The sequence below is a fragment of the Actinomadura sp. WAC 06369 genome, assembly GCF_003947565.1.
In the GTDB taxonomy this organism is placed as follows: domain Bacteria; phylum Actinomycetota; class Actinomycetes; order Streptosporangiales; family Streptosporangiaceae; genus Spirillospora; species Spirillospora rifamycini.
Genome location: NZ_QHJN01000268.1, coordinates 1 through 6,471, shown reverse-complemented (window position 1 = coordinate 6,471; position 6,471 = coordinate 1). Strand labels below are relative to the sequence as shown.

Annotated in this window: 4 protein-coding genes; 3 read left to right on the top strand and 1 reads right to left on the bottom strand. The window is 74.0% G+C overall.

The features are described 5' to 3' along the window. Window positions 1-283: 283 nt before the first annotated feature. Window positions 284-1,252, bottom strand: coding sequence for a prolyl aminopeptidase (pip, locus tag DMH08_RS37710; protein WP_026405916.1), 969 nt, complete (start codon window positions 1,250-1,252; stop codon window positions 284-286). Window positions 1,253-1,755: 503 nt separating this feature from the next. Here pip and DMH08_RS40635 point away from each other — a divergent pair. From DMH08_RS40635 to DMH08_RS37695, 3 genes are all read left to right on the top strand, one after another. Next, window positions 1,756-3,486, top strand: coding sequence for a hypothetical protein (locus tag DMH08_RS40635; RefSeq protein ID WP_157433257.1), 1,731 nt, complete (start codon window positions 1,756-1,758; stop codon window positions 3,484-3,486). A gap of 460 nt (window positions 3,487-3,946) precedes the next feature. Beyond that, the gene (locus DMH08_RS37700; RefSeq protein ID WP_034521394.1) at window positions 3,947-5,650 is read left to right on the top strand and encodes a CTP synthase; all 1,704 of its coding nucleotides are present in this window, start codon (window positions 3,947-3,949) and stop codon (window positions 5,648-5,650) included. Beyond that, complete coding sequence (locus DMH08_RS37695) at window positions 5,647-6,285, top strand: NUDIX domain-containing protein (protein WP_026405918.1); 639 nt, start codon at window positions 5,647-5,649, stop codon at window positions 6,283-6,285. Before DMH08_RS37700 ends, DMH08_RS37695 begins: the two co-directional genes overlap by 4 nt. The last annotated feature ends 186 nt before the right edge of the window (window positions 6,286-6,471 follow it).

Sequence of the window (6,471 nt, the reverse complement as noted above, 5' to 3'; positions counted from 1 at the left end):
GGATCTGGGAGGGGCTCCGGCTGTCCCGCAAGCCCCCAAAGGGCTTACCTCGGCGTCAGGGTGAACGCACCGACAGGTAAGGCGATCGCAGGTTTCGGACGATCCGGACGCCCGTCGCGGGGAGTTCCGGACACTGTCGGGCGATCCTGTTCCGGACCGGCTGGAACGACGTTCGGTGGTGGACCGTAAACGGAGGGGGCGGCGACGCGCCCGGGGGCGAGGAGAACCGGAACGGGGAGAAGGGGACGGGCCTCGGCGGTCCGACGCCCGTCCGTGGAGCGGCTCAGCGGGTGCGGGCGAACCTGTCGGTCGCCTCGATCAGGCGGTGGAGGATTCCCGGCTCACTGTAGGCGTGCCCGGCGTCGTCCACGATGTGGAAGTCCGCCTCCGGCCACGCGCGGTGCAGGTCCCACGCCGTCGCGGCGGGCGTGCACACGTCGTAGCGGCCCTGCACGATGACCGCCGGGATGTGCCGGATCTTGTCGACGTCCCGGATCAGCTGGTCTTCCTCGAAGAACCCTCCGTTGACGAAGTAGTGGTTCTCGATCCGGGCGAACGCCACCGCGTAGTCGGGCTCGCCGAAGCCGTCCGCCAGCTTCGCGTCGGGGCGCAGCGTGAGCGTCGACCCCTCCCAGGTCGACCAGGCGCGGGCGGCCGCCACGCGCACGTCGCGGTCGGGGGAGTTGAGCCGCTCGTGGAACGCGGAGACGAGGTCCTCGCGCTCGTCCTCCGGGATCGGCTCGATGTACCGCTCCCACAGATCGGGGAAGATCAGCGACGCGCCCTCCTGGTAGAACCAGTACAGCTCGAACGGCCGCAGCGTGAAGATGCCGCGCAGCACCAGCTCGGTGACGCGGTCTGCGTGCGTCTGCGCGTACGCCAGCGCCAGTGCGCTGCCCCAGCTCCCGCCGAAGACGAGCCACCGGTCGATCCCCAGGTGCTCGCGGAGCCGCTCCATGTCGGCGACGAGGTGCCAGGTGGTGTTCGCCTCCAACGACACCTCCGGATCCTTGGCGTGCGGCTCGCTCCGGCCGCAGTTGCGCTGGTCGAACAGCACGATCCGGTACGCCTCGGGATCGAACTGCCGGCGGTGCGCGGGGCTGCACCCGCCGCCCGGGCCGCCGTGCAGCATGACGGCGGGCTTGCCGTCCGGGTTGCCGCAGACCTCCCAGTAGACGCGGTTGCCGTCACCCACGTCGAGCAGCCCGGAGTCGTACGGCTCGATCGGCGGGTACAGGGTGCGAAGCTCCATGGGCCGGATTCTCGCACTCGCGCGCGCCCGCGCGTGCGTCCGACCCCGAAACTCCTCGCGCGCTCGGTCCGTCCTGGGCGGTGGGGGCGGCGTCCGGTGCCGTGGTGCGTGCGTCCGCGCGGCGGCCACCCGGCGGGGGCGTCCGGTGCGCAGGAGGTTTCGGGCTCGGTGTGTGCGTTCGTCCGGTCTCCGTGGAACGTTCCGAGGTGGCGTTCGGGTGTGAGTCATGGCACCGTCCGGGGAAGCCCCCACGGACCCGCCCGGGACCGTGATAGGGGGTTGATCAGGCGCGCTGCGTGCGTGAACACCGGACCGGGACCGCTAAAGCAAACCCCAAACTGGGCAAACGTTTCGCCGGTCCGGACTAGAGTGCCTTCCGTGAGCGAAGCGACGAGCCTGCGGGCGAGGAGTGAAGCGAGCACCATGTCCACGGGCGGCCCCGCGCACACGACGTGCACACCAGCCCCGCGAACGCGGCCCAGCGCCGCCAGTCGAGGAGAGCAGTGAGCGAGCTGAACGGATCGGGTGGTTCGCGCGGAGTCCCGGACCCGGGCTCCCCCTGGCCCGCGATGGGCCGCGACCCGTCGCGCGGGTCGGACGTCTCCGTGCCTGCCGCCCAGCAGCCGATCCAGATGACCAAGTCGGACCCGCCCGGCGACACCGCCCGGCCGGAGCCCGAGCAGCCCGAGGCGCAGCCCTGGGACATCGTCGAGCGGCTCCGCCAGATGGCCGACCTGATCGGCGACGCCCTCGCCGCCGGCGAGCGCAAGGTCTCCGAGGCGCAGAACGACGCCGCCTCGCAGGTCTCGGCCCTGCAGGCGGAGAAGGAGTCGGCGCAGCGGGACGCGGCGGCGGCGTGGGGCGAGGTGCAGCGCGCGCGGGGGCAGGCCGAGGAGGCCGACCGCCGCGCCGTCGAGGCCGAGCGCCGCATCACCGAGGCGCAGAGCGAGGCCGCCTCGCAGGTCTCGGCCGTCCAGGCGGAGAAGGAGTCGGCGCAGCGGGACGCGGCGGCGGCGTGGGGCGAGGTGCAGCGCGCGCGGGGGCAGGCCGAGGAGGCCGACCGCCGCGCCGTCGAGGCCGAGCGGAAGATCGCCGAGGCGGAGCGCCGCGCCACCGAGGTCCAGAACGAGGCGGTCACCCAGATCGCGGCCCTCCAGACGGAGAAGGAGGCCGCCCAGCGCGACGCGGCCGCCGCCTGGAACCAGGCCCAGCAGGGACGCGTCCAGGCCGACCAGGCGCGCGGACAGGCCGAGCAGGCCCGCATCCAGGCCGACCAGGCGCGCGCGCAGGCCGAGCAGGCCCGCACCCAGATGGAGCAGGCGCAGGGCCAGGCGGCCCAGGCGCGGGCCCAGGTCGAGCAGGCCGAACACCGCGTCGCCGAAGCCGAGGCGACCGTCCGGCAGGCCATCCAGCAGCGCGACGCCATGAGCGAGGCCCGCGACGACTCCCTGCGCGCCGTCGAGGACGCCGTCGCCGGCCGCCGCGCGGCCGAGACCGAGCGCGACCGCGCCGCCGAGCAGGCCGCCGAGCTGTCCCGGGCGCTGGAGACCGCGCACGCCGAGCTGACCGCGCTGCGCGCGAAGGTGTCCGACGCGGAGATGACCGCGCAGAACCTGCAGCACGCCGTGGTCGCCGCCGGCAAGGAGGCCGACGAGACGCGCCGCCGCGCCGACGCCGCCGAGCGCCGCGCGCAGGAGAACGACCGGCGCGCCCAGGACGCCGAGCGGCGCGCGCAGGAGTCCGAACGGCGCGCCACCGACGCGCAGCGCCGCGCCGAGGCCGCCGAGGCCGAGCGGCAGCAGGCCCTCGACACCGCCGCCCAGTCGCTGGAGGCGGGCAAGAAGGCCGAGCGCGAGCGCGACGTCGCCGCCAAGGCCCGCGAGGACGCCGAGCGGGCCCGCGAGGCGGCCGTCCAGGCCCAGGCGCGCGCCGAGTCCGAGCTCACCCTCGCCCGCGGCCGCGCCGACCAGGCCGGCCGGGAACGGGACAAGGCGGTGGCCGGAATGCGCCAGATGGCCGCCGAGCGCGACGCCGTGGCCGAGAAGCTCGCCGAGCGCGACCAGTGGGTCGACCAGCTGGCGCAGGCGGTCACCGAGCAGCGCGCCGCGATCGCCGAGCTGTCCCAGGAGCGCGACGCCGCCAAGAACGCCGCCGACCAGGCGCGCTCGCTGATCGACGAGCTGACCCGCCAGCTCCGCACGATCATGCCGACCGCGGCCACGCCCCGCCTCTAGGGGACGGACGGGCGGCAGACGGACGAACGGGACGGCGCGACCGCGCCGTCCCGTTCGCCGTTCCGGCCCCCGGCAGCCTCGCGACCGGCCCACGACGGCCTCCGAGGCCAACCACCGCCACCGCCGCCGCCCGGGCCCGCCCCCGTCGTGTGCGACGGAGCCCGCTTCGGAGCACGCTGCTCGGGGCGCCGCGCGGCGTGCCGCCAGCTCACCGGCCCGCCGTGCCGCGCGGCGGGACGGCCTGGGGACGGCCTGCGGCGGGACGGCCTGCGGCGGGACGGCGGCGGTGGGCTCGCGGGCGGTCGGTTCGGCCCCTGACCAGGAGCGGGGCGCCACCGGACGTTCGACCTCCGGACGCCTCACCGGTGCGCGGCTGTTATCCTGGTGGCCCGTGGACAGTGAGCCTTCTCCAGGCTCCAAGCGGTACCGTCCGCATCGCAACGACCACGGGAGCGCCTTCTTGCCTTCGGCAGCCACTGGTAGAACTCGTCCTACCAAGCATCTCTTCGTCACCGGCGGTGTCGCCTCCAGCCTCGGCAAGGGTCTGACGGCGTCCAGCCTGGGCCGGCTACTCACCCTCCGCGGCCTGCGGGTCACCATGCAGAAGCTCGACCCCTACCTCAACGTCGACCCCGGCACGATGAACCCCTTCCAGCACGGCGAGGTCTTCGTCACCGACGACGGCGCCGAGACCGACCTGGACATCGGGCACTACGAGCGCTTCCTGGACACCGACCTCCACGGCTCCGCGAACGTCACCACCGGCCAGGTGTACTCGAACGTCATCGCCAAGGAGCGGCGCGGGGAGTACCTCGGCGACACCGTGCAGGTCATCCCGCACATCACCAACGAGATCAAGGACCGCATCCGCGGCATGGCGGACGGCTCCGACGGCGCCGAGGTCGACGTCGTGATCACCGAGGTCGGCGGGACGGTCGGCGACATCGAGTCGCAGCCGTTCCTGGAGGCCGTCCGGCAGATCCGGCACGAGATCGGCCGCGAGAACTGCTTCTTCCTGCACGTCTCGCTGCTGCCGTACATCGGCCCGTCCGGCGAGCTGAAGACCAAGCCCACGCAGCACTCGGTGGCCGCGCTGCGCTCCATCGGCATCCAGCCCGACGCGATCGTGTGCCGCTCCGACCGGCCGATCACCGACGGGCTCAAGCACAAGATCAGCATGATGTGCGACGTCGACCGCGACGCGGTCGTCTCCGCCGTCGACGCCGCCAGCATCTACGACATCCCGAAGGTGCTGCACGCCGAGGGGCTCGACGCCTACGTCGTCCGCCGCCTCGACCTGCCGTTCCGGGACGTCGACTGGGGCGCGTGGGACGAGCTGCTGCGGCGCGTCCACCGGCCCGCGCACGACGTCACCATCGCCCTCGTCGGCAAGTACATCGACCTGCCCGACGCGTACCTGTCGGTCACCGAGGCGCTCCGGCACGGCGGGTTCGGCAACGACGCCAAGGTCCGCATCCGCTGGGTCAAGAGCGACGACTGCGAGACGCCCGAGGGCGCCAAGCGCGAGCTGGACGGCGTGGACGGCGTGCTGATCCCCGGCGGGTTCGGCGTCCGCGGCATCGAGGGCAAGCTCGGCGCCGTCCGGCACGCCCGCGAGAACGGCGTCCCGCTGCTCGGCATCTGCCTCGGCCTCCAGTGCATGGTGATCGAGGCGGCCCGCAACCTCGCCGGGATCCCCGGCGCGGGCAGCGCCGAGTTCGACGCGACCACCGCCGACCCCGTGGTCGCGACCATGGCCGACCAGCTCGACGTCGTCGCCGGCGAGCGCGACATGGGCGGCACCATGCGGCTCGGCCTCTACCCCGCCGACCTCGCCGAGGACTCGATCGTCCGCGAGCTGTACGGCGAGTCGAAGATCTCCGAGCGGCACCGGCACCGGTACGAGGTGAACAACCTCTACCGCGACCGGCTGGAGGACGCCGGACTGCGGTTCAGCGGCCTGTCGCCGGACGGCCGGCTCGTCGAGTACGCCGAGCTGCCCCGCGACCGGCACCCGTTCTTCGTCGGGACGCAGGCGCACCCGGAGTTCCGCTCCCGGCCGACCCGCCCGCACCCCCTGTTCACCGGCCTGGTCGCCGCCGCGATCGACTACGCCGGGGAGCACGGCCGAGGCCGGGCGCCCGGCGCCGTGACCGCGTCGTGAGCGGCCTCGGCCCGGACGACGTCCGCGACCGCCCGGAGCGCTGGCGCGTCGTGGAGGAGACCACGGCGTTCAAGGGGCACGTGTTCAACGTCCGGCGCGACCGGGTGGAGATGCCGCGCGGCGACGGCAGCGAGGTCGTCGGGCGGGACGTGATCGAGCATCTCGGGTCCGTCGGCGTGATCGCGCTGGACGACCGCGACCGCGTCCTGCTCGTCCGCCAGTACCGGCACCCGGTCGGGCGGCTGCTGTGGGAGGCGCCCGCCGGGCTGCGGGACGTGGCGGGGGAGCCCCTGCACGAGCTCGCGCGGCGCGAGCTGCTGGAGGAGGCCGGGTACCGGGCGGAGCGCTGGGACACCCTCGTCGACGTGTACCCCTCGTCCGGCATGTCGGACGAGCGTGTCCGCATCTTCCTCGCCCGGGATGTCGCCGAGGTCCCCGCCGACCAGATCGACTTCGAGCGGATCCACGAGGAGGCCGACATGCCCGCCGTGTGGGTGCCGCTCGACGAGGCCGTCCGGAAGGTCCTCGCCGGCGACGTGCACAACATGATCGCCACGGTCGGAATCCTCGCCGCGCACGCCGCCCGCGCCGCCGGGTTCGCCGGGCTGCGGCCGGTCGACGCGCCCGAGGACTGAGGCCGATCAGCGCCCCCTCGCGCCGCGCGAGGGGGCGCTGATCGGCCTCAGTCCTCGGGCGCGTCGACCGGCCGCAGCCCATGGCCCCCCGCACGCCCGCACGGGTCTGCGGCGGAGATTCCGACCGTGGCGATCATATTGTCCCCGTCGGCAGCGATGACAGTCACAACGGCCGCGACCCGCCGC